This is a genomic window from Hydrogenophaga sp. UC242_53 (assembly GCF_042696965.1).
In the GTDB taxonomy this organism is placed as follows: domain Bacteria; phylum Pseudomonadota; class Gammaproteobacteria; order Burkholderiales; family Burkholderiaceae_C; genus Hydrogenophaga.
On record NZ_CP170552.1, the window covers coordinates 3,062,397 to 3,089,267 of the forward strand.

The 26,871-nt window shown below is 68.7% G+C and carries 20 protein-coding genes and 5 pseudogenes; 20 read left to right on the forward strand and 5 right to left on the reverse strand.

The window, feature by feature from the left end; translation table 11 throughout:
- Positions 1–21: 21 nt before the first annotated feature.
- The 3 genes from ACFJI0_RS15405 to ACFJI0_RS15415 all read left to right on the forward strand — a co-directional run bounded on the left by ACFJI0_RS15405 (position 22) and on the right by ACFJI0_RS15415 (position 3,438).
- Entirely contained in the window at positions 22–474 is a 453-nt protein-coding gene (locus tag ACFJI0_RS15405; RefSeq protein ID WP_382320896.1) for a GFA family protein, read from the forward strand.
- A gap of 476 nt (positions 475–950) precedes the next feature.
- Complete coding sequence (fusA, locus tag ACFJI0_RS15410) at positions 951–2,987, forward strand: elongation factor G (RefSeq protein WP_382320898.1); 2,037 nt, start codon at positions 951–953, stop codon at positions 2,985–2,987.
- A gap of 73 nt (positions 2,988–3,060) precedes the next feature.
- Positions 3,061–3,438, forward strand: a complete 378-nt coding sequence (locus ACFJI0_RS15415; protein WP_382320900.1) for a nuclear transport factor 2 family protein — start codon at positions 3,061–3,063, stop codon at positions 3,436–3,438.
- A 173-nt stretch (positions 3,439–3,611) separates the two neighbouring features.
- On the opposite strand, the gene ACFJI0_RS15420 is transcribed toward ACFJI0_RS15415, so the two are convergent.
- On the reverse strand, positions 3,612–4,490 hold the full coding sequence (locus ACFJI0_RS15420) for a LysR substrate-binding domain-containing protein (RefSeq protein WP_382320903.1): 879 nt from the start codon (positions 4,488–4,490) through the stop codon (positions 3,612–3,614).
- 115 nt (positions 4,491–4,605) lie between these two features.
- On the opposite strand from ACFJI0_RS15420, the pseudogene argH reads away from it, so the two are divergent.
- Together argH and ACFJI0_RS15430 are read left to right on the forward strand one after the other, a co-directional pair.
- Positions 4,606–6,105 (forward strand): annotated as a pseudogene (gene argH, locus ACFJI0_RS15425) (argininosuccinate lyase).
- A gap of 32 nt (positions 6,106–6,137) precedes the next feature.
- Positions 6,138–7,110 (forward strand): annotated as a pseudogene (locus ACFJI0_RS15430) (Bug family tripartite tricarboxylate transporter substrate binding protein).
- 63 nt (positions 7,111–7,173) lie between these two features.
- Here the strand turns inward: ACFJI0_RS15430 and ACFJI0_RS15435 are convergent.
- On the reverse strand, positions 7,174–7,479 hold the full coding sequence (locus ACFJI0_RS15435) for a hypothetical protein (RefSeq protein WP_382320905.1): 306 nt from the start codon (positions 7,477–7,479) through the stop codon (positions 7,174–7,176).
- On the opposite strand from ACFJI0_RS15435, the gene ACFJI0_RS15440 reads away from it, so the two are divergent.
- The 9 genes and pseudogenes from ACFJI0_RS15440 to ACFJI0_RS15480 all read left to right on the forward strand — a co-directional run bounded on the left by ACFJI0_RS15440 (position 7,469) and on the right by ACFJI0_RS15480 (position 17,306).
- Positions 7,469–7,894: an aspartate/glutamate racemase family protein gene (locus ACFJI0_RS15440; protein ID WP_382320908.1), complete on the forward strand. Its 426-nt coding sequence runs from the start codon at positions 7,469–7,471 to the stop codon at positions 7,892–7,894. The two genes, ACFJI0_RS15435 and ACFJI0_RS15440, sit on opposite strands and share 11 nt — an antisense overlap.
- 308 nt (positions 7,895–8,202) lie before the next feature.
- Positions 8,203–10,860, forward strand: a complete 2,658-nt coding sequence (gene mutS / locus ACFJI0_RS15445; protein ID WP_382320910.1) for a DNA mismatch repair protein MutS — start codon at positions 8,203–8,205, stop codon at positions 10,858–10,860.
- Positions 10,857–11,684: a peptidase gene (locus ACFJI0_RS15450; protein ID WP_382156352.1), complete on the forward strand. Its 828-nt coding sequence runs from the start codon at positions 10,857–10,859 to the stop codon at positions 11,682–11,684. Before mutS ends, ACFJI0_RS15450 begins: the two co-directional genes overlap by 4 nt.
- 3 nt (positions 11,685–11,687) lie before the next feature.
- The gene (locus ACFJI0_RS15455) at positions 11,688–12,557 is read left to right on the forward strand and encodes an alpha/beta fold hydrolase (RefSeq protein ID WP_382320912.1); all 870 of its coding nucleotides are present in this window, start codon (positions 11,688–11,690) and stop codon (positions 12,555–12,557) included.
- A 43-nt stretch (positions 12,558–12,600) separates the two neighbouring features.
- A complete protein-coding gene (locus tag ACFJI0_RS15460; RefSeq protein WP_382320913.1) occupies positions 12,601–14,526 on the forward strand; it encodes a PAS domain S-box protein in 1,926 nt (641 codons plus the stop codon).
- Positions 14,527–14,657: 131 nt separating this feature from the next.
- On the forward strand, positions 14,658–15,089 hold the full coding sequence (locus ACFJI0_RS15465) for a DUF2306 domain-containing protein (protein WP_382320915.1): 432 nt from the start codon (positions 14,658–14,660) through the stop codon (positions 15,087–15,089).
- 37 nt (positions 15,090–15,126) lie between these two features.
- Complete coding sequence (locus tag ACFJI0_RS15470) at positions 15,127–15,417, forward strand: 2TM domain-containing protein (protein WP_382320917.1); 291 nt, start codon at positions 15,127–15,129, stop codon at positions 15,415–15,417.
- A gap of 38 nt (positions 15,418–15,455) precedes the next feature.
- Positions 15,456–16,499: a sensor histidine kinase gene (locus tag ACFJI0_RS15475; protein ID WP_382320919.1), complete on the forward strand. Its 1,044-nt coding sequence runs from the start codon at positions 15,456–15,458 to the stop codon at positions 16,497–16,499.
- Positions 16,496–17,306 (forward strand): annotated as a pseudogene (locus ACFJI0_RS15480) (LytR/AlgR family response regulator transcription factor). The gene ACFJI0_RS15475 and the pseudogene ACFJI0_RS15480 overlap by 4 nt, the downstream one beginning before the upstream one ends.
- A gap of 15 nt (positions 17,307–17,321) precedes the next feature.
- Here the strand turns inward: ACFJI0_RS15480 and hutC are convergent.
- Positions 17,322–18,050, reverse strand: a complete 729-nt coding sequence (gene hutC / locus ACFJI0_RS15485) for a histidine utilization repressor (RefSeq protein ID WP_382156338.1) — start codon at positions 18,048–18,050, stop codon at positions 17,322–17,324.
- Between the two features lie 98 nt (positions 18,051–18,148).
- Between hutC and hutU the strand changes: the two are divergent.
- The 4 genes and pseudogenes from hutU to hutG all read left to right on the forward strand — a co-directional run bounded on the left by hutU (position 18,149) and on the right by hutG (position 23,638).
- Positions 18,149–19,892, forward strand: a pseudogene (hutU, locus tag ACFJI0_RS15490) (urocanate hydratase).
- A gap of 25 nt (positions 19,893–19,917) precedes the next feature.
- A pseudogene (gene hutH, locus ACFJI0_RS15495) lies at positions 19,918–21,467 on the forward strand (histidine ammonia-lyase).
- Between the two features lie 13 nt (positions 21,468–21,480).
- Positions 21,481–22,722: an imidazolonepropionase gene (gene hutI / locus ACFJI0_RS15500; RefSeq protein ID WP_382320921.1), complete on the forward strand. Its 1,242-nt coding sequence runs from the start codon at positions 21,481–21,483 to the stop codon at positions 22,720–22,722.
- Positions 22,700–23,638 (forward strand): formimidoylglutamase, encoded by a 939-nt coding sequence (hutG, locus tag ACFJI0_RS15505; protein ID WP_382320923.1) that lies wholly within the window; start codon positions 22,700–22,702, stop codon positions 23,636–23,638. Before hutI ends, hutG begins: the two co-directional genes overlap by 23 nt.
- 20 nt (positions 23,639–23,658) lie before the next feature.
- Here hutG and ACFJI0_RS15510 read toward each other — a convergent pair whose 3' ends face one another.
- Entirely contained in the window at positions 23,659–24,081 is a 423-nt protein-coding gene (locus ACFJI0_RS15510) for a hypothetical protein (protein WP_382156328.1), read from the reverse strand.
- A 133-nt stretch (positions 24,082–24,214) separates the two neighbouring features.
- Between ACFJI0_RS15510 and ACFJI0_RS15515 the strand changes: the two genes are divergently transcribed.
- Positions 24,215–24,832 carry a DUF924 family protein gene (locus tag ACFJI0_RS15515; protein WP_382320925.1) on the forward strand — a complete coding sequence of 206 codons (618 nt, stop codon included), beginning with the start codon at positions 24,215–24,217 and terminating at the stop codon, positions 24,830–24,832.
- 56 nt (positions 24,833–24,888) lie between these two features.
- Here the strand turns inward: ACFJI0_RS15515 and ACFJI0_RS15520 are convergent, their stop codons facing one another.
- Entirely contained in the window at positions 24,889–25,356 is a 468-nt protein-coding gene (locus ACFJI0_RS15520; RefSeq protein WP_382320927.1) for a hypothetical protein, read from the reverse strand.
- Between ACFJI0_RS15520 and ACFJI0_RS15525 the strand changes: the two genes are divergently transcribed.
- A complete protein-coding gene (locus ACFJI0_RS15525) occupies positions 25,343–26,818 on the forward strand; it encodes a choice-of-anchor I family protein (protein ID WP_382320929.1) in 1,476 nt (491 codons plus the stop codon). The genes ACFJI0_RS15520 and ACFJI0_RS15525 overlap by 14 nt on opposite strands.
- Positions 26,819–26,871: the final 53 nt, after the last annotated feature.

Here is a 26,871-nt window from a genome sequence, read left to right on the forward strand (position 1 = left end):
GGCCAAGAAAGGAATGCAGTTTTGACTCCCTCTGACTTTGACGAACGCCGCGAACTCGAGGCGGCCTGCCATTGTGGTGCCGTGCGCTTTCGTTTGGTTCTGACTGATGGGCTGCGCAGCGTGCGGCGGTGCAACTGCTCGTACTGCAGCATGCGTGGCGCAGTGGCCGTCTCAGCCAACCTGGACGATATCCATGTCGTGCAGGGCGCGGACAAGCTGACGCTCTACCAGTTCAATACTGGACAGGCGAAGCACTACTTTTGCTCGGTGTGCGGCGTCTATACCTTTCACTCCAGGCGTTCCGTCCCCAGCCAATACGGTGTAAACGTGGCATGCATTGCTGGCCTGAGCCCGTTTGACTTTGATGAAGTGCCTGTGTTGGAAGGCCGAAACCATCCCAAAGACCGGGGCGACGGCGGGCCGATGACGGCCGGCTGGCTCAGTTACCGTGCCAACACGGATCATCGGCGTTGACGGTCATCAGCCAGTGACATCCGTTCTTCACCTCGTCGGTCCGTCGTTGCAGCGCCAGACGAGATTGCGTCGCACATCGAGCGGAATGTTCATCTTGCCCAGTTCCAGCCCTACTGACACTCAGGGCACTCCAATTCCAGGAAAATTGCGGCATGTTCAATTTCAACGTCGTCCAACCCACGTTCGCTGCCTAGCTGCGTCCTTTCGATGGCAATCGGAAGGAGATGACCTTCCGGCCCCACAACCCCGGCAGGCATGGTCTTCCGGGGTTTTTGTTTTTTCAGGTTCCAACATGTTCACGCGCACTTACGACAAGCTGATCGCCACGATTTCCGCCCGCCGGAACGTGGGATACGTGCGCGTGCGCCCGTGGTCCGGCCGACCCATTCCCTCCTGAGCCAGCCCTGGTGAATCCATGCCGGGGCGGCTTGATCGTCCTGACATGTGGACCCTCGAGGGGTCCGGAAAGATTCACCATGAACCGCATCAACAACAACAACGGCATCCGCAACATCGGCATCATTGCCCATGTGGACGCGGGCAAGACCACGACCAGCGAACGCATCCTCTACTACACGGGCGAGAGCCACCGCATGGGCGAAGTGCACGACGGCGCTGCCCACATGGACTTCGACCCCGAGGAGCGCCGACGCGGCATCACCATCAACAGCGCCGCCACCACCGTGCATTGGCGCGGGGTGCAGATCAACCTGATCGACACACCCGGCCACATCGACTTCAACATCGAGGTGGGCCGCGCGTTGCGCGTGCTCGACGGCGCCGTGGTGGTGCTCGACGGTGTGGCTGGCGTGGAGCCGCAGACCGAAACCAACTGGCGCCTGGCGGACCGGCACGAGGTGCCGCGCATCGCCTTCGTCAACAAGCTCGACCGCACGGGCGCGAACTTCGAACGCGTGATCGCGTCGATGCGCGAACGCCTGGGCGTGCAGGCCGTCCCGGTGCACCTGCCCATCGGCGCCGAGGGCGAGTTCCGCGGCGTCGTGGACCTGGTGCGCATGCGTGCCCTGCTGTGGGAGCGCGACGATGCATCGCAGCCGGTGCAGGAAGCCGCCATTCCCTCTGACCTCCTGGCCGAAGCCCAGGCGGCCCGCGCGCGCCTGCTGGAAGCCGTGGTCGAGCAAGACGATGAGGCCCTGGAGGCCTGGCTGCGGGGCGAAGAGCCCTCGGTGGAACTGCTGCAACGCTGCATCCGTGCGGGCGTGCGCAAGCGTGCCTTTGTGCCGGTGCTGGCGGGTTCGGCCTTCCGCAATCGCGGTGTCGAGCCGCTGCTGGATGCGGTGGTCGACTGGCTGCCCGCGCCTGGCGAGCGCGAAGGCACGGCCACGGGCCTCGACAGCGCGCCGCTGGCCGCCCTGGCATTCAAGGTGGTGACCGACGAGCACGGCAGCATGGTCTTCGTGCGCCTGTATGCGGGCCGGTTGCGGCGTGGCGACTCGGTGCTCAACACCAGCACCGGGCGCATGGAACGCGCGGCCCGCCTCTACGAGGTGCATGCCGACAAGCGCATCGAACGCGATGAACTCGTGGCGGGCGAGATCGCCGCGGTGGTCGGCTTCAAGGACACCCTCACGGGCCAGACCCTGAGCGATCCCAGGCACCCGGTGCAGCTGGAGTCCATTGCCGTGCCGGAGCCGGTGATCCACATGGCGCTGGAGCCGCGCACCAAGGCCGACCAGCAAGGCCTGTCCAAGGCGCTGCAGAGCATGCTGCGCGAGGACCCGAGCCTGCGCGTGCGCCAGGACGAGGAATCGGGGCAGACCATTCTGTCGGGCATGGGCGAGCTTCAGCTGGAGGTCGCCGTGCACAAGCTGCGCGACCGTTATGGCGTGGGCGTGGTGGTGGGCCGTCCTCAGGTGGCCTACCGCGAGACCATTGCCACGGTCGCGGAGCTGACGCACGTGCACAAGAAGCAGACCGGCGGCCCGGGCCAGTTCGCGCAGCTCACGCTGCGCCTGGAGCCTCTGGAGCCTATGGAGCGAGGTGCGGGCGTGCAGTTCGAAAGCCGCATCGTCGGCGGCGCCATTCCCCGCGAGTTCATTCCCGCGGTGGAAGCGGGTATCCGGCGCGCGGCCGAAGCCGGTCCGGCTTCGGGCTACCCGGCCGTGGACTTCCGCGCCGTGCTGCTCGATGGTGCTTTCCACGAGCGCGACTCCTCGGCCATGGTCTTCGAGCTGGCTGCAAGCCATGCGCTGCGCGATGCTTTCGCCAAGGCCAGGCCGCACCTGCTGGAGCCGGTGATGGCCGTGGAGGTGATCACGCCCACCGAATACCTGGGCGACGTGATCGGCGATCTGCACCGCCGCCGTGGCCAGGTGCGAGGGCATGAGGTGCGCGGCACGGCCACGGTGGTCGACGCGCTGGTGCCGCTGAAGGAGATGTTCGGCTACATCAGTGGGCTGCGCGCGCTTTCATCAGGCCGTGCGCAGTACACGATGCAGTTCGATGGCTACCAGGTGGCGCCGCCCGCTGTGGCCGAGTTGGCTGCAGCTTGACCAGAGGGGTGCAATCCTGAGGGATTGCACCCCTCGAACTCATGGTGTGGCAAGGCCCTATTAATATGCGGTCATGAATGATGCAAACCTCGACGCCATTGTTGAACTCGAAGAACGGCTGGCGCGCGCCATGCGCACCTCCGATGTCCCGGTTCTGGACGAACTGCTGGCGGACGATCTGCTGTTCACGAACCACCAAGGCATGCTTGTGACGAAGCAGGAAGACCTTGACGTTCACAGGTCGGGCTTGTTGAAGCTGGACTCGCTCGATGCGTCGGACCGCAGCGTCCGGCTGCTCGGCAATGTGGCCGTTGTCGCGGTGCGAGTGCAGCTGGCTGGACGCTATGGCAACGATTCTTTTGAAGGCAGGTTCAGATACACCCGCGTTTGGGCACTGCTGGGCGCGCACTGGCGAATCGTCGCCGCGCACGCGAGCGTGGTGGCCGCGTAATACCGTCGGCGCCTGTCGAAAGACGGCAGTGCCCGACTTGTCCCGTCTTTCTGTGCATAACTTTGTGGATGTCGCTGGAGCAACCTTGCCGCAGCGAGTGCCTGCGGGGCCTGCCGCTGTGTTGCCCAGGAAATGAGCAGGCAGCGCCAACCGCGCCATGCGCGGCGCGCGCGTCAAAGCGATTTGAACGCCGCCCGCATGCAGGCGATGAAGAAGGTCGCATGGGTGTCGCGCGGTGCGAGCTGCGACCTGAGCAGGTAGCTGGTGAACGGGATGTTGGGTTTGAAGGGGACGGTGACGATCCCTGGGAGCTTCATGGTCCGGGTCAGGATCGGGTTGACCAGGCTCACGCCCAGGCCTTCGCTGACCATTCTGCAGATGGTGGCGGCGAACGGTGTCTCCAGCGCGAGGATGCGGCCATCCTTGGGAAAAGCGGCATCGATGGCGTGGCGCGAAGAGCCTCCATTGGGCAGGGAAATGAAGCGCTCCCCGTTCAGGTCCTGCGGCGACAGGCGCTGCTTCTTCGCCAGCCGGTGGTCCGAAGGCATGACGCACACCGCGTTCTCGGTGTGCAGCACGGACGCCACCACGCCAGGTTTGTCGGAGACGTTGGAGACGAACCCCATGTCGCAGTGCTGGATGGCGGTCCAGTTGGCGATCACGGCGGACTCGCTGGTGTCGACGACGATGCGAACGGCGGGGTAGCGTTCACTGAACATCCGGATGGCCAACGGAACGACGCTGATGGAGATCGAGGCCGCCGCCGCGACACGAAGCGTGCCCACGCCCGCCTCGCGGATCGACAGCGCCGATTCGGCGAGGCTGTCCAACCCCACGAACGCTCGCGCGACCTCCCGGAACAGGGCCTCGCCGCCCTTGGTGGCGACCACGCGCCCGGAGAGGCGGTCGAACAACTCGAAGCCGACTTCGTTCTCCAGCTTGCCGATCACGCGGCTCACGTTGGGCTGCGAGGTGTGAAGTTGCTGCGCGGCCGCGGTCATCGATCCGGTCAGCATGACGGCACGGAATGTCTCGATCTGTTTGAAGTTCATGGCGCGATGGTACGCCCGACAGGCCATATCAAAAGCGTATGGTCGTACCAGAAACTGTCATTTGACGGCATGCATGGCGGTTCCGATACTTCGTCCATCTCGAAAGGATTTGACGATGGAATCGAAAGTCAGTCGGCGGCTCACGCAGCCCCTAGCGCAAGAGATTTGCGAGCACATCTACGGGCCACGCCTCGCGCGTGACTTCACGAAACAGTTCACCTACCTCACCGACGTGAACCAGGCGCATCTGCTGATGCTGCACAAGACGGGCCTGGTCTCACCGGACATCGCCAGAAAGCTGGCGAACGGTCTGCTGCGGATGGAGACGGAGGGGCCGGCCGCGGTGGAGCTCGACCCCGCCAAGGAAGACCCGTACTTCAACTACGAAGCCCGGCTGATGGCGCTCACGGGGCGCGATGTGGGGGGCCGCTTGCACATGGCGCGCAGCCGCAATGACATCGCCGCCACGATCGACCGCATCCGGGCGAGAACGGTGGTGCTCGACACGATCGAAGCGATGGGCCGCGTGCGGCAGGTCGCTCTGGAACGGGCCGAGGCGTTCAAGGAAGTGGTGATGCCGGGCTACACCCACCTGCAGCCCGCGCAGCCCATCACCTTCGGTTTCTACCTGAGCGCGGTGGCGGAGGCCCTTGGCCGCGACATGGATCGCCTGCAGGGCGTCCTGCCTCGCATCGACGCACTGCCTCTGGGCGCGGGCGCCCTGGCGGGCACCCGGTTCCCCATCGACCGGGATGTCACGGCCGAGGCACTCGGTTTCAGCTCGGTCGTGGCGAACACGCTGGATGCGGTCGCCTCGAGGGATTTCGCCTGGGAGGCCATGTCGGCGATGGCATCCTGGCCCAGACCTGGGGCCGTGTGGCGCAGGACTTCTATGTGTGGTCCACCGCCGAGTTCGGGCTGATCACCTTCCCGGACCGGGTGGCGAGCACGTCGAGCATCATGCCGCAGAAGAAGAACCCGGCCGTGCTCGAATACCTGAAGGGAAAGACCAGCCACGTGATCGGGCTGCTCACGACGTCCCTGATCGCGGTGAAGGGCACGCACTTCACGCACTCGGGCGACAGCAGCCGGGAAAGCATGCGGAGCTTCTGGGAGTGTTCGGAAGAGACCCTGCGCTGCCTCTCGCTCTTCGAGCTGATCCTGAGCAGCGCCGAGCCGAAGCGGGAGCACATGCTGCAACACGTGCGGTTCGACTTTTCGGCTGCGCACGGATCTGGCCGACGGCCTCGTGGCCGAAGCAGGCCTGTCTTTCCGCGATGCGCACCACGTGGTCGGCGGTCTGGTGCGGCTCGCCCTGGACTCGGGCAAGTCGGCACTGGAACTGACCAGCGACATGTTGGACCGCGTGGCCGTCGATGTGGTCGGGACCGCCATCGGGTGGCCTGAGGACAAGCTGAGCCAGTACCTGGACCCTGTCGCGAGCGTGAATGCCCGGCGCCACGGCGGGCCCGCCCCGGCGGAGGTGGTGCGGGCTGTCGAGCGGCAACGCCGCCACCTCGAGAGCGTGCTGGCCAGCGTGCAGGCAATCAGGCGCCGGCTCGGCACGGCACGCCAACAGATGAAACGCGACATCGGGGCCATCGCGGCCAGCTGAATCCCCTTCACCTCCCTTCAAGGCTGTTGACCATGAACACCATTTCCAAAATGCTCATCGGGGTTGCCTCTGCCGTTCTGCTTGCCACGGGCGCTTCGGCGGCCCCGTATCCGGAGAAGCCCATCCGGCTGATCGTGCCTTTTGCACCGGGAGGCACGGTGAATCTGATCGGCCGGGTGCTTGCGCAACGCCTGTCGGAAAGCCTGGGCCAACAGGTGATTGTGGACAACAGGCCGGGCGCGGGCGGCACGGTGGGCGCGGACATCGTCGGCCAAGGCCCCGCCGGATGGCTACACGCTGCTGCTCGCCTCATCGAGCCATCAGTCGTTCCACCCGCTGCTCTACAAGAACCTGTCGTACGACGCGAACAAGGCCTTCGCCCAGGTGGCCCTGTTTGCCTCCGTGCCCAATGTGCTGGTGGTCTCGTCCAAGGTGCCCGCGAAGAACGTCAAGGAGTTGATCGTTTACTCGAAATCGAGCGGCAAGAAGCTGTTCATGGGCTCCGCGGGCAATGGCAGCGTCAACCAGATGGTGGGCGAGCTGTTCCAGCACAAGACGGGCACCGAGTTCGAGCACGTGTCTTTCAAGGGCGCCGGCCCGGCGACCACGGACCTGCTGTCCGGTCAGATCGACCTGATGTTCGTCAACCTGCCGAACGTGCTGCCGTACATCCAGAGCGGAAAGATCCGTGCACTGGCCATGGCGAGCGCACGGCGATCGGCCAGCGTGCCCGACGTGCCCACCATGGAAGAGGCCGGGGTTCCCGACGTGGTCGTGGATTCCTGGACGGGTGTGCTGGCGCCAGCGGCCACGCCGAAGGCGATCATCGACAGGCTCTCCGCCGAGATCCACAAGATCAGCCGGGAGAAGAGCACCACCGAAAGCCTGGCAGCCCAGGGGGCCGTGCCGCTGTCGGGGTCGAGTGCGGACTATGCCGCGCTGGTGCAGTTCGAAACCCAACGCTGGAGCGAGGTGATCAAGAAGGGAAAGATCACCATGGATTGAGCGGGTCCATGAGTGGGGCAGCCCGGTCGACCTGACCGCCGAACAACGCGATGGGGATTTGCATCAATGCTGGGTGTGCTTGGAGGCATGGGGCCTGCCGCGGGAGCGTACTTCGCCTATCGCCTGGCGTTGCTGACCGATGTCGGCAGCGATCAGGAGCACCTTCCGGTGTTGCTGGTCAACGACCCGCAGATCCCGGACCGCTCCGATGCGGTGCTCGGGCGTGGAACAAGCCCTTTGCCGGCGATGCGAAAAGGCCTGCAGTTCCTCGAGGCCAGCGGATGCAGCTGCGCCGTGATCCCCCTGCAACACCGCGCACCACTGGTACCCCGAGCTGGCGATGTGCGTGAAGATGCCCTTGATCCACATCGTCTCGTCGGTCGTTGAAAGGCTCCGGGCCAGTGGCATCCCTGGCGGGCGCGTCGGCCTGCTTGGCACGCCGGCGACCGTGCATTCGAGCCTGTACCGGGACGCACTGGCGCAAGCGGGCTATGCGGTGCTGCCGCTCAGCGAAGACGACGTGCAGCGGCTTTGCGTGCGGCCGATCAAGGCGGTCAAACAGAATCGGCTGCCGCAGGCCAGCGCGGCGCTTGCCCACTCGGTGCGGGTGCTGCACGACCGAGGGGCGGCGGCGGTGATCCTGGGTTGCACGGAGCTCCCGGTTGCGCTCGCGGCCCTGGGCAGGGGGCCGCTCGACCTGCCGGTGGTGGACTCGATCGACTCCCTCGCCGTCGGTGCCTTGAGGCACTTCGGCCTGAACGTGAAACCGGCGAACGCGCTGTAGGCGCCCATCGGGGATGGCTCCCACCCCGAGTTGTCCCTTCTTTCTGTGCATAAGTTTGTGGATGTCGCTGGAGCAACCTGGCGGCAGCGAGTTCCTGCGGGGCTTGGCACTGTGTTGCCAAAAAAACGGGCAGTGCCGCCGACGCCCCTGTCGTAAGACATAAGATATAGCTCGGGCATCGAAGCCGCCTTCCACAGACCCACCCGCGCCGTTCACCGTTCCCACCGCCCTTCGCCCGCTGCCACCGATGCAGCCCGTGCCACGGCACAGCGCGGTGAACCCCTGGCCAGAAATTCACGACCTCATCGATGAAAAAGGATTTTTCCGACAGCCCTTCCGCCCAGCCGGACCTGTCGCAGCACACGCCCATGATGCAGCAGTACCTCGGCCTGAAGGCCGGGCATCCGAACACGCTGCTGTTCTACCGCATGGGCGATTTCTACGAGCTGTTCTTCGCGGATGCGGAGAAGGCCGCGCGCCTGCTGGACATCACGCTCACGCAGCGCGGCCAGTCGGCCGGCCAGCCGGTGATCATGGCCGGCGTGCCCTTCCACTCGGTGGACACCTACCTGGCGCGCCTGATCAAGCTGGGCGAGTCGGTGGCGATCTGCGAGCAGGTGGGCGACGTCGCCACGGCCAAGGGGCCGGTGGAGCGCAAGGTGGTGCGCGTGGTGACACCGGGCACGCTGACGGACAGCGAGTTGCTGTCGGACAAGTCCGAAGCGCTGCTGATGGCGGTGCACCCGGGTGCGCGCACGGGTTGTGGGCTGGCGTGGATGTCGGTCACGCAAGGCATCGTGTTCCTGGCGCAGTGCGCGAGCGACGAGCTGGCCGACTGGGTGGCGCGCGTCTCGCCCGGCGAGGTGCTGTACAGCGCCGACGCCACGCCCGCGTTCGAAAAGTCGGTGCAGGCGCTGGCCAGCCAGAGCGGCAGCAATGGCGGGCGGCTGGTGGCGGTGTTGCGCCCGGCCTGGGCGTTCGACGCCGCGCTGGGCCAGCGCAAGCTGCTGGAGCAGTTGCAGGCCGCGAGCCTGGCCGCCTGGGACGCGCAGGACATGCCGGACGCGCACGCGGCCGCCGCCGCGCTGCTGAACTACGCCGAACACACGCAGGGCCGCGCGCTCACGCACGTGAGCAGCCTGCAGGTGGCGCGCAGCGGCGAGCGCATCGACCTGCCGCTGAACACGCGGCGCAACCTGGAACTGACGCAGACGCTGCGCGGCGAAACCAGCCCCACGCTGTTTTCGCTGCTGGACGTGTGCTGCACCGGCATGGGCAGCCGCGCGCTGCGCAGCTGGCTGCTGGAGCCCCGGCGCGACCGCGCGGAGGCGCGCGCGCGGCTGGCCGCCATCGACTCGCTGCGCGGTGGCCTGTGGCAGTCGCTGCGGCAGTCGCTCAAGGGCGCGAGCGACGTGGAGCGCATCACCGCACGCACGGCGCTGCGCCAGGTCAAGCCGCGCGAGCTGGTGGGCCTGGGCCAGACGCTGGAGCGCGCGCGCCAGCTGGCGGCGCAGCTGGGCCCGCAGGCCGCTGGCGGCCTGCTGCACGGCATTGCCTCGCACCTCACACCACCCGACGGCTGCGCCGAGCTGTTGCGCGACGCGCTGCTGCCCGAGCCGGCCGCGCTGGTGCGCGATGGCGGCGTGATCGCCGACGGCTTCGATGCCGAGCTGGACGAACTGCGCGGCATCCAGAACCACAGCGACGCCTTCCTGATCGAGCTGGAGCAGCGCGAGCGCGCGCGCACCGGCATCGCCAACCTGCGCGTGCAGTTCAACAAGGTGCACGGCTTCTACATCGAGGTCACGCAGGGCCAGGCCTCGAAGGTGCCGGACGACTACCGCCGCCGCCAGACGCTGAAGAACGCCGAGCGTTTCATCACGCCCGAACTCAAGGCCTTCGAGGACAAGGCCTTGTCGGCGCAGGACCGCGCGCTGGCGCGCGAGAAGTGGCTGTACGACCACCTGCTGGACGAGCTGCAGGCCTACATTCCCGCGCTCACGCAGCTGGCGCGCGCCATGGCCGCGCTGGACGCGCTGTGCGCGCTGACCGAGCGCGCGCTCACGCTGAACTGGTGCGCGCCGCAGTTCGTGCCCGAGCCCTGCATCGACATCCGCGGCGGCCGCCACCCGGTGGTGGAGGCGCGGCTGAACGAAAGCTCGGGCGGCAGCTTCATCGCGAACGACACCGTGATGGGCCCCAAGCAGCGCATGCAGGTGATCACCGGCCCCAACATGGGCGGCAAGAGCACCTACATGCGGCAGGTGGCGGTGATCGTGCTGCTGGCCAGCATGGGCAGCCACGTGCCGGCCACCTCGTGCCGCCTGGGCCCGATCGACGCCATTCACACCCGCATCGGCGCGGCCGACGACCTGGCCAACGCGCAGTCGACCTTCATGGTGGAGATGACCGAGGCCGCGCAGATCCTGAACGCCGCCACGCCCGAGAGCCTGGTGCTGATGGACGAGATCGGCCGGGGCACGTCCACCTTCGACGGTCTGGCGCTGGCCGGCGGCATCGCCACGCACCTGCACGACAAGTCGCGCGCGTACACGCTGTTCGCCACGCACTATTTCGAGCTGACCGAATTCCCCGCCAGCCACCACGCGGCGGTGAACGTGCACGTGAGCGCGGTGGAGTCGGGCGGCAAGGGCGGTGGCGGCATCGTGTTCCTGCACCAGATCGAACCGGGCCCGGCCAGCCGAAGCTACGGCATCCAGGTGGCGCGCCTGGCCGGCGTGCCGGCCGGGGTGGTGCAGCATGCGCGCCACGCCCTGGCCGCTCTGGAGGCCCAGAGCGAAGAAAGCCGCAGCCAGGTGGACCTGTTCGCGCCCCCACCTGCCACACTGGAGCCTGAAGCGCACCCGCTGCAGGCGGCCGTGGCGCAGATCGACCCCGACACCCTGAGCCCGCGCGAAGCGCTGGAACAGCTTTACGCCCTCAAGAAACTCGCTGCCTTATCATGACTTACTGCGTCGCCGTCAAACTCAACGCGGGCATGGTCTTCCTCTCCGACTCGCGCACCAACGCGGGCCTGGACCAGATCAGCACCTTCCGCAAGATGATCGTCTATGAAAAGCCGGGCGACCGCTTCATGTGCCTGCTGTCGGCCGGCAACCTGAGCATTTCGCAGTCGGTGCGCGAGATCCTGCAGGTGGAGCAGCTCACCGACCCCGATGGGGGTGAGCCCATCACGATCTGGAACGCCAAGAGCATGTTCGATGCCGCGCGCGTGCTGGGCTCGGCGGTGCGCCATGTGTACGAGCGCGACGGCGATGCGCTGCAGCGCGCGGGCGTGGATTTCAATGCCTCCATGATCTTCGGCGGCCAGGTGCGCGGCGAGGGCATGCGCCTGTTCCAGGTGTATTCGGCCGGCAACTTCATCGAGGCCACGTCGGAGACCCCGTTCTTCCAGATCGGCGAGTCGAAGTACGGCAAGCCGGTGCTGGACCGCGTGATCGCGCCCGAGACGCCGCTGGACGAGGCCGCCAAATGCGTGCTGGTGTCGATGGACTCCACGCTGAAGTCCAACCTGTCGGTGGGTCTGCCGCTGGATCTGGCGGTGTACGAGGCCAACATGCTGCAGTCCGACAAGATCACCTGCATCGACAACGACAACCCCTACTTCCGCATGCTGCACAAGACCTGGGGCCAGAAGCTGCGCGAGGTGTTCGACGAGATCGAGGACCCGACCTGGGACGACGCGCACACCGACGTGCCGCTGCTGAGCGACAACCCGCGCAACGCGCCGCTCAAGAAGATCACCAACGCTCGAGAGAAGCTGATCTGAGGCATGTCGCTGATCGTCTTTTCCCACGCCAACAGTTTCCCCGCGAGCACCTACGGGGTGCTCTTCAAGTCGCTGCGCGCCCGCGGCCACACGGTGCGCGCGGTGGACCGCTTCGGCCATGAACCGCAGTACCCGGTGACCAGCAACTGGCCCCATCTGGTGCAGCAGCTGGCGGACTTCGCCGCCCCCGAGGTGGAACGCCACGGCCAGGGCGCCTGGCTGGTGGGCCATTCGCTGGGCGGTTTCCTCAGCCTCATGTGCGCCGCGCGCCACCCCAGGCTGGGCGGCCACGCGGTGCGCGGCGTGGTGCTGATCGACTCGCCGGTGCTCGGTGGCTGGCGCGCGCGCACGCTCGAACTGATCAAGCGCACGCAGCTGGTGGGCTCGGTCTCGCCCGGCAAGGTGAGCCGGCGCCGGCGCCACAGCTGGCCCGATGCGCAGACCGCGCACGCCCATTTCAGCAGCAAGAAGGCGTTTGCCCAATGGGACCCGCACGTGCTGCGCGACTACATCCACCACGGCACGCGCGACGCGGCCGACGCGCAAGGCCGGCCGCATCGCGTGCTGGCCTTCGACCGCGAGGTGGAGACCGCGATCTACAACACCCTGCCCCACAACCTGGACCGCCTGCTGCGCCGCCACCCGCTGCAATGCCCGGTGGGCTTCATCGGCGGCACGGACTCGCAGGAGATGAAGCAGGTGGGCATGGCGATGACGCTGCGCCTGGTGGGCAAGGCGCACCCCGAGCGGCTTCGCATCCTGGAGGGCAGCCACCTGTTCCCGATGGAAAAGCCGCTGGAGACGGCCGCCGCCATCGACGATGTGCTGGGCGCTCTGGCCCCCGCCGGCCGGCCTCCGGGGCACCCCGCCTGACACGAGCCGGTGTAAGCTGGGCACCCCCTCGGACCGCGCGCCCATGACGACCCCACCGTCCTCCACGAACCTGCTGCAGCAAGGCTGGCAGCGCGTGGCGAACTGGCAACCCGAAGAACACAGCCTTTGGCTTCGCTGCGCGGTGGCCGTGCTGCTCACCTTCGCGGCCGTCTGGCTGCGCATGGCGCTGGCGCCGGCCGATTCGGGCGGGCGCTTCATCACCCTCTCGCTCGCGACCGCGCTGGCCGCGCTGTACGGCGGCTTCCTGCCCGGCATGCTCAGCGCGGTGCTGGGCACGGTGTTGATCAACTTCCTGATGGTCAAGCCGTACTGGAGCCTGGCGATCGACCACCCGGTGGAGGCCTTCTGGCTCAACCTCTGGCACCTGCTGGCGCAGATCGTGGTGGTGGGCGCCATCACCCTGATGCAGCGCCGCAACCAGCGTTTTCAGGAGGCCACCGAGCAGCTCCAGCAAAGCAAGCGGCAGCTGGAAGACACGTTCGAACAGAGCGCCACCGGCATGGCGCACAACGACCTCCATGGCCGCTGGATCCGACTGAACCAGACCTATTGCGACATCGTGGGCTACACGAAGGAAGAAATGCTGACCAAGCATTTCCGCGACTTCACCCACCCCGACGACCTGGAGCTGGACATGCGCCAGCTCAAGCGCACGCTGGCCGGCGAGATCAACCACTACAGCTTCGAGAAGCGCTACATCCACCGGCAGGGCCATGTGGTCTGGGCGCACGTCACCATTTCGCTGGTGCGCAAGGCCTCGGGCGAGCCGGACTACCTGATCGCGGTGGTGCAGGACATCAGCGCGCGCAAGGCCATCGAGGACGCGCTTCGCACCAGCGAGCACCTGCTGCGCCAGGCCCATGGCCTGGCGGGCCTGGCCAGCTGGCGCGCCGACCTGACCACCGGGCGCTTCGTCACGCTGGCGGGCTCGCACGAAATCCTGGGCCTGCCTTCGGCGGACTTCAGCGCCCAGGACCTGGTCGCGCTGACACACCCCGACGACTTTCCAAGGGCATTCGAGCTGTGGAAGCTCGCGGTGCAGGGCAAGGCCGACTACCACATCGAGTACCGGCTGCTGTTCGGCGGCGAGGAGCACTGGTTCCTGGTGCAGGCCGAGTTCGAGCGCGACGCGCAGGGCCGCGCGGTGCGCGCGCTCGGCGTGATCCAGGACGTGACCAAGCGCAAGCGCGCGGAGCTGGAGATCCAGCAGCTCAACGCCTCGCTGGAGCAGCGCATCCACCGCCGCACCGAGGCCCTGAAGGCCGCCTACGACGAACTGGAAAGTTACTCGTACGCGGTAGCGCACGACCTGCGCTCGCCGCTGCGCATCATCAACGGCTTCGCGCAGGCGCTGCACGAAGACAACCCCGGCATGGGCAGCGACAGCCAGTCACACCTGCAGCGCATCACGGCCGCGAGCAAGAAGATGGGCGAGCTGATCGATGGCCTGCTCACGCTGTCGCAGTTCGCGCGCGGCGAGCTGCAGCGCAAGCCGGTGCACCTCAGCGCCATCGCCACCCGGCTGCTGGAGGAGTTCGCGGGCGCCGAGCCGCAGCGCCGGGTGCGCTGGCAGATCGAGCCGGGGCTGCATGTGATGGCCGACCCGGCCCTGGTGGAGGCCTTGATGCAGAACCTGCTGCACAACGCCTGGAAATACACGGCGAACACGCCCGAGGCGCTGATCCGCGTGGAGGGTGCCTACGAGCACGGCCAGCAGCGCTTCAGCGTGCTCGACAACGGCGCGGGCTTCGACATGGCGCGCGCGGCCAAGCTGTTCCAGCCTTTCCAGCGGCTGCACATGCCGCACGAGTTCAGCGGCCTGGGCATCGGCCTGGCGACCGCGCTGCGCATCGTGCAGCGCCATGGCGGAGAACTGCAGGCCAGCGCCGAGCCTGGGCGCGGCGCCACCTTCAGCTTCACGCTGAGCGCCAAACCCCTGGCGAGCTGAGTTCCCCCGCCTGCATTTCGCGCCGCGCTGGCGGCGTTTCACCCCAGGCATCGGCGATTCGGTCGCAGGCCGCTGGCACCCGGGCGGCGCCCCCGGCACAGTGCGCTCCATCCCCTCCGATGGAGCCCACCATGCAACTCACGCCCCTCATCGCCGTTCACATGACCGCCGCCATCGCCGCCGTGCTGCTGGGCCCGGTGGCGCTCTGGGCACGGCGCGGGCACGCCGCGCGCCAGGCCCACAGCCAGCGCCCGCGCCTGCACCGCGCCATCGGCTACGCCTGGGTCACGCTGATGCTGGTCACCGCGATCTCGGCCATCTTCATCCGCGATTTCAAGCTGCCCAACATCGCGGGCTACACGCCGGTGCACCTGCTGGTGCCCATCGTCTTCGGCAGCCTCTTCCTGGCGTTCCGCGCCCTGCTGCGCGGCAACGTGAACACCCACCGCCGCGTGATGGTGTGGCTGTACGTGAGCGCCTGCCTGGTGGCCGGCGCCTTCACCCTGCTGCCCAGCCGCTACCTCGGCGGCCTGGTCTGGCACCAGTGGCTGGGCCTGGCCTGAACCCTTCCTTTCTTTCCCCCTTGAACTGGAGCACACCATGAACCTCTCGAACCCCCAACACCAGGACCTGGACCGCCTGGCACGCCGCCGCGCGGGCGCCCGCATGGGCTGGTACGTGCACGCGCTGGTCTTTCTTTCGGTCAACAGCGTGCTGGCGATGCTGTCCTTCTCCAGCGGCCGCCACTGGGCCATCTACCCCGCGCTGGGCTGGGGCCTGGGCCTGCTGATCCATGGCCTGGTGGTCTGGCTCGTGCTGGGCGGCGGCGGGCTGCAGCAGCGCCTGGTGGCGCAGGAACGCGAGCGGCTGCAGCGGGAACACGGCCGGTGAGCCCCGTGGCGGCGGCAGGCATGCGGGATACTGCGGCCATGCCGCCGTTCAAGTTCAAGCCCGACATCGCCGCCCGCCGCGCCCTGGTGGTCGTGGTGGTCAACACCGTGATCGCGCTGATCATCACGGCGGTCAACGGCGACGCGTTCGCGGTCAACCTCGTGTACTCGCAGTGCATCGGCCTGGGCATCTGGGCGATGATCGACGGTGGCCGCCACGTGCTCAACCCCAGCGGCTGGCCCGGCGCCTGGCGCATGGCCTTGCTGGTGGTGGTCGCGGTGCTGACGTCCTATGGGGGCGGCAGCGTGGTGGCGAACCTGCTGCTGGGCCGCGATCTGTTCGCGAGCCTGAGCAACGTGCCCCGCGCCACGCTGGGATTCGTGCTGATGTCGCTGGCCGCCGGGGGCTTTGGCGCCTACTACTTCACCAGCCGGGCCATGCTGGCCCATGCGCGCCTCGCGCAGGAAGAGGCCCAGCGCCAGGCCAGCGAGGCGCGCCTGAGGCTGCTCGAATCGCAGCTCGAACCGCACATGCTGTTCAACACCCTGGCGAACCTGCGCGTGCTCATCGGCACCGACCCGGTGCGCGCCACGGCCATGCTGGACCGGCTCAACGACTTCCTGCGCGCCACGCTGACCGCTTCGCGCACCGAGGCCAGCGCCGGCCGCCACACGCTGGATCAGGAGTTCGCCCGGCTGCGCGACTACCTGGAGCTGATGGCGGTGCGCATGGGCCCGCGCCTGCGCTACACGCTGGACCTGCCCGACGAGCTCACCACCCAGCCCGTGCCGCCCTTGCTGCTGCAGCCGCTGGTGGAGAACTGCATCCGCCACGGCCTGGAGCCCAGCCTGCAGGGCGGCGAGGTCCGCGTCAGCGCGCGCCACAAAGGCAGCGACCTGGTGCTGGAGGTCAGCGACACGGGCGTGGGCAGCGAGCCCTCGCCCACACCCGGTTTCGGCCTTTCGCAGGTGCGCGAGCGGCTGGAGACGGCCTACCCGGGCCGTGCGCGCATGGACTGGCAAGGCCAGCCCGGCGGCGGCACGCGCACCCTGCTCACACTGCCATGGACCCCATCCCCATGAACGCCACCGCCCTGCTGGCCGAAGACGAACCGCTGCTGGCCCAGGCCCTGCAGGCCGAACTCGCCCGGGTCTGGCCCGGCCTTCAGGTGCTGCGCCACCGTGGGCGATGGCGACGCGGCGGTGGCGCACGCGCTGCGCCTGCAGCCCGATGTGCTGTTCCTCGACATCCGCATGCCCGGCCAGACCGGCCTGCAGGCCGCTGCCGAGCTGGCGGACGAGTGGCCCGACGGCGTGCCGTTCCCCGCGCTGGTGTTCGTCACCGCCTACGATGCCTACGCGGTGCAGGCCTTCGAGGCGCAGGCGGTGGACTACGTGCTCAAGCCGGTGCAGCCCGATCGGCTGGCGCGCACGGTGCAGCGCGTGCAGCAGGTGCTGGCGCAAAGGCAGCCTGCCAGCGCCGGGGGCGCGGCGTTCGACGAGGCCACGCTCGTGCGCCTGCGCGCCCTGCTCTCGGGCCATGCGCCGGCACCGTCGGCACCACCGCGCCTGCAGGTGATCCAGGCCAGCGTGGGCCAGGGCATCCGCATGGTGCCCATCGGCGAGGTGCTGGTGTTCGAGGCCGCCGACAAGTACGTGCGCGTGCTCACCGCGAAGGGCGAGGTGCTGATCCGCACGCCGCTCAAGGAGCTGATTCCGCAGCTGGACCCGGCGGTGTTCTGGCAGGTGCACCGCGGCACGGTGGTGCGCGCCGATGCCATCGACAGCGTGCAGCGCGACGAAGCGGGCAAGCACAGCCTGCGCCTGCGCGGCCGCCCCGAGAACTGGCCGGTGAGCCGGCTCTACGCGGCGCAGTTCAAGGCCATGTGAGGCCAGCGGTGCGGCTCAGAAGCTGCCGGTGAACTGGTAACGCGATGCGGGGTGCCACATCGCGGCCACCGAGGCCACCTGCCCTTGCGACTGCGTCTGCCGGCGCAGCACCAGGCAGGGGTCGCCCGGCGCCATGTGCAGCATCTCGGCCACCTCGGGTGGCGGCGCGCTGGCTTCGATCACGAAATGCACGCCCTGCAGCGGCGCCACGCGCATCAGGTAGGCGTTGGGCGTCTGGCTGTTGAAGTCCTGCGCCATGTAGTCCGGCGCGACCCGGGGGTTGACCCAGCGGTCTTCGACCTGGATCGGTTCGCCGTTCTCGAAGTGCACCACCACCGAGTGGAACAGCGGCTGATCGGCCTTGAGCCCGAAGCGGCGCGCCAGCGCTTCGCCCGCCTTGGCGCGTTCGAGCTTGTGCAGCTCGCTGCGGTGGGCGTGGCCGCGCGCGGTGATCTCGTCGGCGATGTTGCGGATCGCCACCAGCGTGGCCTGGTACTTCTGCTGCGCCACGTAGGTGCCCGAGCCCTGCACGCGCTCGACGATCTGCTCGTCGCTCAGCTCGCGGATGGCGCGGTTCACCGTCATGCGTGAGACGCCGAACTCGCGCGCCAGCGCCTCTTCGGCCGGGATGGCGTCGCCCTCGCGCCAGACGCCGGCCTGGATCTGCGACAGCACGTGCTGCTTCACCCGCAGGTAGGCAGGGGTTCGTTCGGCGGCGGGCAAGGCGGGAGGAGCGGAGGTCATAGGGTTTCTACCAGGGCGTGAACCGCTGAAGTGGTCTTGACAGCATCGATTATCGGCAGATAAAGTTGTCTATACATATTCAAGATTATCCGGAAAATATGTACACCATCACCAGCCGCCACCCGCCTGAAGGAACCCGCCCCGTGACCACCACCGTCGACCCCCGTCTGGACCCCACCCGCGTGATCCGCGCCCCGCGCGGCAACACCTTGCATTGCAAGAACTGGGTGGCCGAAGCCGCCTACCGGATGATCCAGAACAACCTGGACCCCGAGGTGGCGGAGAACCCGCAGCACCTGGTGGTTTATGGCGGCATCGGCCGCGCCGCGCGCGACTGGGCCTGCTTCGACCAGATCCTGGCCTCGCTGAAAGACCTCGAAGAGGACGAGACCCTGCTCGTGCAGTCGGGCAAGCCGGTGGGCGTGTTCAAGACGCACGTCAACGTGCCGCGCGTGCTGCTCGCCAACAGCAATCTGGTGCCCAAATGGGCCAACTGGGAACACTTCAACGAACTGGACCGCCAGGGCCTGTTCATGTACGGGCAGATGACGGCAGGCTCGTGGATCTACATCGGCAGCCAGGGCATCGTGCAGGGCACGTTCGAGACCTTCGTCGAGGCCGGCCGCCAGCACTACGGCAACGACCTGGCCGGCCGCTGGATCCTCACCGCCGGCCTGGGTGGCATGGGCGGCGCGCAGCCGCTGGCCGCCACGCTGGCCGGTGCCTGCTCGCTCAACATCGAGTGCCAGCAGAGCAGCATCGACTTCCGCCTGCGCACGCGCTACGTGGACAAGCAGGCCAGCGACATCGACGACGCGCTGGCGCTGATCCGCCACCACACGGCGCGCAAGGAAGCCGTCTCGATCGCGCTGCTGGGCAACGCGGCCGAGGTGCTGCCCGAACTGGTGAAACGCGCCCAGGCGGGCGGCCTGCGGCCCGACCTCGTGACCGACCAGACCTCGGCTCACGACCTGATCAACGGCTACCTGCCCATGGGCTGGAGCGTGGCGCAGTGGAAGGCCGCGCAGCGCGATTCGGCCCAGCACGCGCAGCTGGTCGACGCCGCCGCGAAAAGCTGCGCGGTGCACGTGCAGGCCATGCTCGACTTCCACGCCATGGGCATCCCCACCGTGGACTACGGCAACAACATCCGCCAGGTGGCTTTCGACCAGGGCTTGAGCAACGCCTTCGACTTCCCCGGCTTCGTGCCGGCCTACATCCGCCCGCTGTTCTGCGAGGGCAAGGGCCCGTTCCGCTGGGTGGCGCTCTCGGGTGACCCGGAAGACATCCACAAGACCGACGCCAAGATCAAGGAGCTGTTCCCGCACAACCACCACACCCACCGCTGGCTGGACATGGCGCGCGAGCGCATCGCCTTCCAGGGGCTGCCGGCCCGCATCTGCTGGCTGGGCCTGGGCGAGCGCCACCTCGCGGGGCTGGCATTCAACGAGATGGTGCGCACGGGCGAACTCAAGGCGCCGATCGTGATCGGCCGCGACCACCTGGACACCGGCTCGGTGCGCCAGCCCCAACCGCGAGACCGAGGGCATGCGCGACGGCACGGACGCGGTGAGCGACTGGCCCTTGCTCAACGCCCTGCTCAACACCGCCGGTGGCGCGAGCTGGGTCAGCCTGCACCACGGCGGCGGCGTGGGCATGGGCTACTCGCAGCACGCCGGCATGGTGATCGTGGCCGACGGCAGCGACGCGGCCGCCGAGCGCCTGGCGCGCGTGCTGGTGAACGACTGCGGCTCGGGCGTGATGCGCCACGCCGATGCGGGCTACGAGCTGGCGATCGCCACTGCGAAGAAGCACGGCCTGAAACTCCCGATGGTGGCCTGAACGCAGGCGCGAGACACTCCCTCCCATGACCCTTCCCACCCTCACCCTCCAGCCCGGCCAGATGGCGCTGGGCGACCTGCGCGCCGTCTGGCAGCAGGCTGTGCCCGTGCAACTCGCGCCCGAGGCCCAGGCCGGCATCGCGGCCTCGGCCGCGGCGATCCACGCCATCGTTCAGAAAGGCGACGCGGCCTACGGCATCAACACCGGCTTTGGCAAGCTCGCGCGCACGCGCATCCCGGACGAACAGCTCGAGACCCTGCAGCGCAACCTGATCCTGTCGCACTCGGTGGGCACCGGCGAGCCCATGAGCGACGCCACGGTGCGCCTGGTGATGCTCATGAAGGCCGCCAGCCTGGCGCGCTGCGCACTCGGGCGTGCGGCCGGTGGTGATCGACACCTTGCTGGCCCTGCTCAACGCGGGCATCTCGCCGCTGATCCCGGTCAAGGGCTCGGTGGGCGCCTCGGGCGACCTCGCCCCGCTCTCGCACATGACGCTGGCGCTGATGGGCGAAGGCGATGTGTTCGTGCAAGGCCGGCGCGTGCCCGCCGCCACCGCCTTGAAGAACGCCGGCATCTCGCCCCTGGTGCTCGCCGCCAAGGAAGGCCTGGCCCTCATCAACGGCACCCAGGTGTCGACCGCGCTCGCGCTGCACGGCCTCTTCATGGCCGAGCGCCTGCTGGAGGCCGGCACCGTGATCGGCGCGCTGTGCGTGGACGCCGCCAAGGGCAGCGACGCGCCGTTCGACCCGCGCATTCACACGGCGCGCGGCCAGCCCGGCCAGATCGCCGTGGCCGCCGCCACGCGCGCGCTGCTGGCGGGCAGCCAGATCCGCCTCTCGCACCTGGACAACGACGAGCGCGTGCAGGACCCCTACAGCCTGCGCTGCCAGCCCCAGGTGATGGGCGCCTGCCGCGACCTGATTTCCAACGCCGCGCGCACGCTGCTGATCGAAGCCAACGCCGTGACCGACAACCCGCTGGTGTTCACCGACACCAACGAAGTCATCTCGGGCGGCAACTTCCACGCCGAGCCGGTGGCCTTCGCGGCCGACACGCTGGCGCTGGCCATCGCCGAGATCGGCGCCATTTCCGAGCGGCGCATCGCGCTGCTGATCGACAGCACGCTCTCGGGCCTTCCACCCTTCCTGGTGGACAACCCGGGCCTGAACTCGGGCTTCATGATCGCGCACGTGACCGCCGCCGCGCTGGCCTCGGAAAACAAGTCGCACGCCCACCCCGCCAGCGTGGACAGCCTGCCCACCAGCGCCAACCAGGAAGACCATGTGAGCATGGCCACCTTCGCCGGGCGCCGGCTCGACGAGATGGCGCGCAACACCGCGACCATCCTCGGCATCGAGTGGCTGGCCGCGGCGCAGGGCGTGGACTTCCACCGCCCGCTGCGCCACCAGCCCGCGCCTGGCGCGCACCCACGCCGCGCTGCGCGAGCGCGTGCCCTTCTACGCGCAGGACCGCCTGTTCGCGCCCGACATCGAGGCCGCGCTGCGGCTGGTGCTGCAAGGCGAGGCCGGCGCGGGGCAGCAGGACCTGTGCGCCGCCATCTGGGCGACCCCCTGAGGCCCGCGCCGCCATGAGCCGCCTCACCCTCTGGCGCAACGCCCGACTGGCCACGCTGACCCCGGCCCGGGGCGGCGACGGCTGGGGCCTGATCGACCGGGGCGCCCTGCTCACCGAGGGCGGTCGCATCGCCTGGGTGGGCGCGCTGGCCGACCTGCCCGCCCTCGCCCGCCCCGCCCAGGAGGTGGACCTGGGCGGCGCGCTCGTCACCCCCGGCCTGGTGGACTGCCACACCCACCTGGTCTACGGCGGGCAGCGCGCGACCGAGTTCGAACAGCGCCTGCAGGGCGTGAGCTACGAAGCCATCGCGCGCGCGGGTGGCGGCATCCGCTCCAGCGTGGCCGCGACGCGCGCCGCGAGCGAAGCGCAGCTGCTGGCCAGCGCCCGCCAGCGCGCGCTGTGCCTCATGGCCGAAGGCGTGACCACGCTGGAGATCAAGTCCGGCTACGGCCTCTCGCTGGAGGCCGAGGTGCGCTGCCTGCGCGTGGCGCGCCGCCTGGGCACCGAACTGCCGCTGACCGTGCGCACCACCTTCCTGGGCGCCCACGCCGTGCCACCGGAGTTCGAAGGCCGGCCGGACGGCTACATCGACGCCGTCTGCGCCTGGCTGCCCGAGCTGCACGCGCAGGGCCTGGTGGACGCGGTCGATGCCTTCTGCGAGCGCATCGGTTTTTCACCCGCGCAGACGCGGCGCGTCTTCGACACCGCGGTCGGCCTGGGCCTGCCGGTCAAGCTGCACGCGGAGCAGTTGTCCGACCAGGGCGGTGCCGCGCTCGCGGCCTCCTACCGGGCGCTCTCGTGCGACCACCTCGAACACCTGAGCGCCGAGGGCATCGCGGCCATGCGGGCGGCCGGCACCGTGGCCGTGCTGCTGCCGGGCGCGTACTACTTTCTCCGGGAGACGAAACTGCCGCCCATCGAGGCGCTGCGCGCGGCCGGCGTGCCGCTGGCCGTGTCCACCGACCACAACCCTGGCACCTCGCCGGGCCTTTCGCTGCTGCTCATGGTCAGCATGGCCTGCACCCTGTTCCGCCTCACGCCGCTGGAAGCGGTGCAGGGCATCACGGTGAACGCCGCGCGCGCCCTCGGCCTGGCCGACCGTGGCCGGCTCGCCGCCACCCAGCGCGCCGACTTCGTGGCCTGGAACCTCGACCACCCGAACGAACTGGCCTACTGGTTTGGCCGCAACCCCTGCCACCGCGTGGTGGTGGGCGGACAGGAAAGGACACCCCATGGACATGGCACCCCCCTTTGAATGGAGCGGCCGCGTGGACGCCGAAGAGACCGGCGTCACCACCCGCTGGCACCAGCACGTGCGCGCGGCCACCACCAGATCCACCGGTGGCGTCACGCTGATCGGCTTCGCGGTGGACGAGGGTGTGCGCCGAAACGGCGGCCGCCCCGGCGCGGCGCGCGGGCCCGTGTCGCTGCGCCACGCCCTGTGCAACCTGCCCGTGCTGGGCGAGCCCGCGGTGTGGGACGCCGGCGATGTGAGCTGTGGGAAGGGTGGGCTCGAGGACGCCCAGACCCGGCTGGCCGCGCGCGTGGCCCAGGCCATTCAACACAAGAGCCTGCCGCTGGTGCTGGGCGGCGGCCACGAAATGGCCTGGGGCACTTTCCAGGGCATCGTGAAGAGACGCCCCGACACGAACCGCCTGCTGGTGGTCAACCTCGACGCCCATTTCGACCTGCGCACCGCGGCCCAGGCCAACTCGGGCACACCCTTCCGCCAGATGCACGACTGGTGCGTGCAACACCAGCAGGCCTTCAACTACCGGGCGCTGGGCATCAGCCGTTTCGCCAACACCCAGGCCCTGTTCGACCGGGCGCGGCAGATCGGCGCGCGTTACTGGCTGGACGAGCACCTGCAGGACGCGGGCGGCGTGCACGACGCGCAGCAGGCGCTGTCTCTCGACCTCGCGCAGTGCGATGCCGTGTACCTCACGGTGTGTCTGGATGTCTTGCCCGGGGCGCAGGCCCCGGGGGTGTCAGCGCCAGCGACGCTGGGCGTGCCGCTGGCCCATGTGGAGCGGCTGATCGATCAGGTGATGGCGTCTGGCCGCGTCGTCGCGGCCGACATCGCCGAACTCTGCCCGGTGCTCGACCGCGATTGCATCACCTCGCGCCTGGCGGCGCGGCTGGCCGCGCGCATCGCCCGCGGCGCGGCCTGATCACCACGCATGCGCCTTGCTCAGCGGCGGCGACCGTCGTAGCGGCCGTCGTCACGGTCGTGGCGATGGCCGTGTCGGCGGCCTTCCCACCGTGGCGCGGGGCCCCAACCGGAGCGGTAGACGGGGCGCGGCGCGTAGTACACCGGCGGCGGCCCGTAGTAGATCGGGCGGGGAGCGTAGTAGATCGGACGGGGGGCGTAGTACACCGGCGGCGGCGCGTAATACACGGGGGGCGGGGCGTAGTAGACCGGCGGTGCGTTCGACACGCCCACGACCACGCCCGGGGTATTCACACCAATGGACCAATGCACGTCGCTGCGGGCGTGGGCCTGCGAGCCCATGGCCGACAAGGCCCAGGCACCAGCGGCCAGGGTGGCGAGGGTGAGGCCACGGGCCAGCGCCGAGGTGCGGCTCCAGGGGGTTTTCAAGGTCTGTGTGTTCATGTGGGCTCCAATGCAGGGTGGTTTGCGCACCCCGTGACCGTATTACAGGCAATTCCGCGCTAACCTGTTCCACATACTCGGTCAAAGTCGTTGCCAGACGTAACGCCTGCCCCATCTTTACATTGAAACCCCCATGAAAACCCTCATGCCACCCACCGCGCAGGACGTGCTCGACTTCTGGCTCGGGGACGGCCTGGAACGCGGCTGGTGTTCGGACAAGCGCGACGAGCTCTGGTTTGGCGGCAGCCCCGAGATCGACACGCGCATCCGCGAGCGTTTTGGCGCGCTGGTGGCACAGGCGCTGGACGGCGGCCTGGGCGAGTGGGAGGCGCGCATCGACACGCGCCTGGCCCTGGTGCTGCTGCTCGACCAGTTCACCCGCAACGTGCACCGGGGCCAGGCGCGCGCGTTCGCGGGCGATGCGCGGGCCCAGCAGCTGTCGCTGCAGGCGCACGCCAGCGGCATGGACGCCGAACTCGCCACCGTGGGCCTGGTGTTCCTGAACATGCCGCTGATGCACGCGGAGGACGCCGCCCTGCAGGCCGAGAGCGTGCTGCGTTTCCAGCGCCTGCTCGACACCTGCGCGCCCGAACTGCGCGACACCCTGGAGCGCAACCTCGAATTCGCGCGGCTGCACCGCGACATCGTGGACCGCTTCGGCCGCTTTCCGTACCGCAACGCCGTGCTCGGGCGCACCAGCACGCCCGCGGAAGAAGACTTCCTGAAAGACGGGCCGCGCTTCGGGCAGTGAGGCCGGCGCGTCCCAGGGAAACGTCACCAAAAAGACACGAATAAGTCACGATCGCGTCACGGCCGGTTTCTACAACCGTGGTTTTCAACCACCACGTCGAGACCGCCCGAATGCGCCCCCTGCTGCCCAGCACCCCCACCACCCGCCTGTTCACCGCCTCGCTGCTCATGACCGCCGTGCTCGCCGCCTGCGGTGGCGGCAGCGATGCCCCGGCGCCCACCACGCCGACGCCCGAGGCCACGCCGGTGAGCCTGAAGCTGGAGAAGATCGGCGGCTACAGCACGGGCCAGTTCGGTGTGAGCGCGGCGGAGATTCCGGCCTTTGACGCCGCCAGCAAGCGCCTGTTCGTGGTCAACGCGCAGCTCGGCGCGGTGGACGTGCTCAACCTGGCCAACCCCGCCAATCCGGTGAAGATCGGCGTGATCGACGCCACCGCGGTGCTGGCCGGCGCCGAGATCAACAGCGTGGCGGTGCACAACGGCATCGTGGCCGTGGCGCATCCAGGCCCCGGTGAAGACCGACACCGGCCGCATGGCGCTGTACCGCGCGAGCGACCTGAGCCTGATCAGCTCGGTCACCATCGGCGCCCTGCCCGACATGGTGACCTTCACGCCCGATGGCAACACCGTGCTGGTGGCGAACGAGGGCGAGCCCAGCGACGACTACCAGGTGGACCCCGAAGGCAGCGTGAGCGTCATCGACGTGCGCAACCCCGCCGCGCCGGTCGTGCGCACCGCGACCTTCACCGCGTTCAACGGCCAGGAAGCCACCCTGCGCGCCGCCGGCGTGCGCATCTACGGCCCGAACGCCACCGCCGCGAAGGACTTCGAGCCCGAGTACATCGCCGTCTCGGCCGACAGCAAGACCGCCTGGGTGACGCTGCAGGAGAACAACGCGATGGCCAAGGTGGACATCGCCACCGCCACCGTCACCGGCGTGCTGCCGCTGGGCCACAAGGACCATGGCGTGGCCGGCAACGAACTCGACGCCTCGGACACCGACGGCGGGACCATCAACATCAAGACCTGGCCCGGCGTGCGCGGCATGTACCTGCCCGACGCCATGGCCTCGTACACCGTGGGCGGCGCGACCTACCTGGTCACCGCCAACGAAGGCGACGCGCGCGCCTGGGGCGAAGGCAACGCGGCGTACTGGGGCGGTGACGCCACCAAGGGCTTCGTCGAGGAGTTCCGCGTCAAGCACCTGGTCAACAAGAACGGCTGGGCCGGCCGCGCGGGCGACGACCTGCCACCGCAGCTCAACGCCATGGCCGCGGGCGGCCTGCTCAACCCCGCCACCTTCGGCTACTGCGGTGCCATTGCCGGCGACCCGATGGGCTGCCGCGCCGATGCCGCCCTGGGCCGCCTGAACATCAGCTGGACCATGGGCTACCGCACCAACCCCGATGGCTCGCCCATGATGTTCAGCGCCGCCGGCGTGGCCGATCCGCTGGGCAACCGCCTGATGTACGACCAGCTGTACAGCTACGGCGCGCGCTCCTTCAGCATCTGGAACGCCAATGGCGGCCTGGTGTGGGACTCGGGCGCGGAGATCGAGAAGTTCCTCGCCAGCAGCGACTGCAAGCTCGGCCGCGACCGCAGCATTCCCTGCGCGACGTACTTCAACTCCGGCCACGACGAGGGCAACGCGAAGGACAGCCGCAGCGACGCCAAGGGCCCGGAACCCGAGGGCATCGCGCTCGGCCAGATCGGCACCAAGACCTTCGCCTTCATCGGCCTGGAGCGCATGGGCGGCGTGCTGGTGTACGACATCACCAGCCCCACGGCACCCAAGCGCGTGGACTACCTCAACACCCGCGACGAGTGGGTCACCAACCCGCCGAGCCTGGCCACGGCGGGCGACCTGGGCCCCGAAGGCCTGGTGTTCATCCCCGCGGCCCGCTCGCCCAACGGCAAGCCGCTGCTGGTGGTGGGCAACGAAGTGAGCGGCACCACCGCGGTGATGCAGCTCAACCTCACGTATTGAAGGGCTCCCCCCGCGCGCCTTCGGCGCTCCCCCCTCTCTCGCCTTCGGCGGGA

Excerpts from the sequence above, each read along its gene's own strand:
- ACFJI0_RS15415 (WP_382320900.1), top strand. The coding sequence starts at position 3,061 with ATGAATGATGCAAACCTCGACGCCATTGTTGAACTCGAAGAACGGCTG.
- ACFJI0_RS15420 (WP_382320903.1), bottom strand. The coding sequence starts at position 4,490 with ATGAACTTCAAACAGATCGAGACATTCCGTGCCGTCATGCTGACCGGA.
- ACFJI0_RS15465 (WP_382320915.1), top strand. The coding sequence starts at position 14,658 with ATGCAACTCACGCCCCTCATCGCCGTTCACATGACCGCCGCCATCGCC.
- hutG (WP_382320923.1), top strand. The coding sequence starts at position 22,700 with ATGGACATGGCACCCCCCTTTGAATGGAGCGGCCGCGTGGACGCCGAA.
- ACFJI0_RS15510 (WP_382156328.1), bottom strand. The coding sequence starts at position 24,081 with ATGAACACACAGACCTTGAAAACCCCCTGGAGCCGCACCTCGGCGCTG.
- ACFJI0_RS15435 (WP_382320905.1), bottom strand. The coding sequence starts at position 7,479 with ATGTGGATCAAGGGCATCTTCACGCACATCGCCAGCTCGGGGTACCAG.
- fusA (WP_382320898.1), top strand. The coding sequence starts at position 951 with ATGAACCGCATCAACAACAACAACGGCATCCGCAACATCGGCATCATT.
- ACFJI0_RS15455 (WP_382320912.1), top strand. The coding sequence starts at position 11,688 with ATGTCGCTGATCGTCTTTTCCCACGCCAACAGTTTCCCCGCGAGCACC.
- ACFJI0_RS15475 (WP_382320919.1), top strand. The coding sequence starts at position 15,456 with ATGCCGCCGTTCAAGTTCAAGCCCGACATCGCCGCCCGCCGCGCCCTG.
- ACFJI0_RS15515 (WP_382320925.1), top strand. The coding sequence starts at position 24,215 with ATGAAAACCCTCATGCCACCCACCGCGCAGGACGTGCTCGACTTCTGG.
- hutC (WP_382156338.1), bottom strand. The coding sequence starts at position 18,050 with ATGACCTCCGCTCCTCCCGCCTTGCCCGCCGCCGAACGAACCCCTGCC.
- hutI (WP_382320921.1), top strand. The coding sequence starts at position 21,481 with ATGAGCCGCCTCACCCTCTGGCGCAACGCCCGACTGGCCACGCTGACC.
- ACFJI0_RS15470 (WP_382320917.1), top strand. The coding sequence starts at position 15,127 with ATGAACCTCTCGAACCCCCAACACCAGGACCTGGACCGCCTGGCACGC.
- ACFJI0_RS15450 (WP_382156352.1), top strand. The coding sequence starts at position 10,857 with ATGACTTACTGCGTCGCCGTCAAACTCAACGCGGGCATGGTCTTCCTC.
- mutS (WP_382320910.1), top strand. The coding sequence starts at position 8,203 with ATGAAAAAGGATTTTTCCGACAGCCCTTCCGCCCAGCCGGACCTGTCG.
- ACFJI0_RS15460 (WP_382320913.1), top strand. The coding sequence starts at position 12,601 with ATGACGACCCCACCGTCCTCCACGAACCTGCTGCAGCAAGGCTGGCAG.